Genomic DNA, 1353 nt, shown 5'->3' with positions numbered 1-1353 from the left:
GTGCCGGCCGCGGGGCGGGTCGCGCGGGGCGGCGCGGCGGTCAGGGCGGGTTCGTCGAGGCGGGCGTCGCGGTGACGGGGCTCGCGCTCGTCCTGGGCGCGGCGGTCGGCAGCGGCGTCGCGAGCACCGCGGTCACCATGTCCGACGGGGCGACGTGGCTCCCGGACGACTCGAGCGGGCAGGTGCTGCAGGTCAACCCCGCCACCGGCGAGGTCGAGCGCCGCCTCCAGGTCGCCGGCTCCGGCGCGTCGCTGCTGATCACGCAGCGCGACGGCATGCTCGTGGTGGACGACGACGCCACGGGCGTCATCACGACCATCGACCTCGCGACGCTCCTCGCGGGCGGGCAGCGGGGGACCGGCGCCACCCGGACCACGGTGCTCGTCGGGGGCGGGAACGTCTTCCTCGTCGACCTGGCCGGCACGGTGCGCGCGGTCGACCCGCTCACGCTGCGCGACCTCGGGGCACCGCACCGCACCGACGCGCTCGCGGACGCCGTGGTCGACGACGCGGGCACCGTCTGGCTCGTCACGACCGACGGTGAGATCGAGGAGCTCCGGTGGTCGGCGTCGTCCGCCCGCTTCACGGTCGAGCGCGACCGCCCGCTGCGCGGCGCGGGGTCGCAGAGCCGCATGGTGCCGCACGCCGACGGCGTGACGGTGTTCTCGCCGGACGGCGGCACGGTGGCGCAGGTCGGCGCGGGACGCGACCTCATCGTGGCCGCCCCGGGCCTGAGCGGGGCGGTGCTGCCCGCCGAGACGTCACCGTCGACGCTGGCACCGGTGGCCGCGCCGTCGGCCGCCGAGGTGGTCATGGTCTCGGGGGGTGCCCTGCTCGCCGTGGACGTCGGTGCGCTCGGCTGCCACCGGCCCTCGAATCCCGCGGTGTTCGCGTCCCGCGTCTACGTGCCCTGCGACGGCACGGGGCACGTCCTCGTGCTCGGGCCGGACGGCCGGCGCGCGGCGCGCGACATCATCGTCCCCGGCGGGCTCAACCCCCGGCTCGTGGTCGACGACGGCCGTCTGGTCGCCTACTCCGAGTCCGCGACCGCCGCCGTCGTCGTCGAGGCCGACGGGTCGACGCGCGAGATCGAGACCGGCCCCGGGCGCACCCCGGTGCAGGACCCGAGCCGCCCCCCGGTCGCCGCGCCGCCCGTGACGGCCCCGCCGAGCAGCACCCAGCCGAGCAGCACCCAACCGAGCAGCCCCCAACCGTCGCTGCCGCCCTCGCCGGGCACGCCCGACGCCGCCGAGCTGCCGGACGCCGGCGGCACCGTCCCGGGGGAGCAGCCGACGACCCCGCCGACCGGCGGCCCGGGGGCCGACGACCCGACGGTCCCCTCGACCCTCCCGC

At 78.3% G+C, this 1353-nt stretch carries 1 pseudogene; it reads left to right on the top strand.

What is annotated here, in order from left to right:
• Nucleotides 1–1353: pseudogene (locus IDM29_RS16705) on the top strand (hypothetical protein); the annotation flags it as partial.

The sequence above is a fragment of the Actinotalea sp. JY-7885 genome (assembly GCF_014525465.1).
Taxonomy (GTDB): Bacteria; Actinomycetota; Actinomycetes; order Actinomycetales; family Cellulomonadaceae; genus Actinotalea.
The sequence above is the reverse complement of the archived record's forward strand: the minus strand, read 5'-3'. Positions and strand labels throughout refer to the sequence as shown.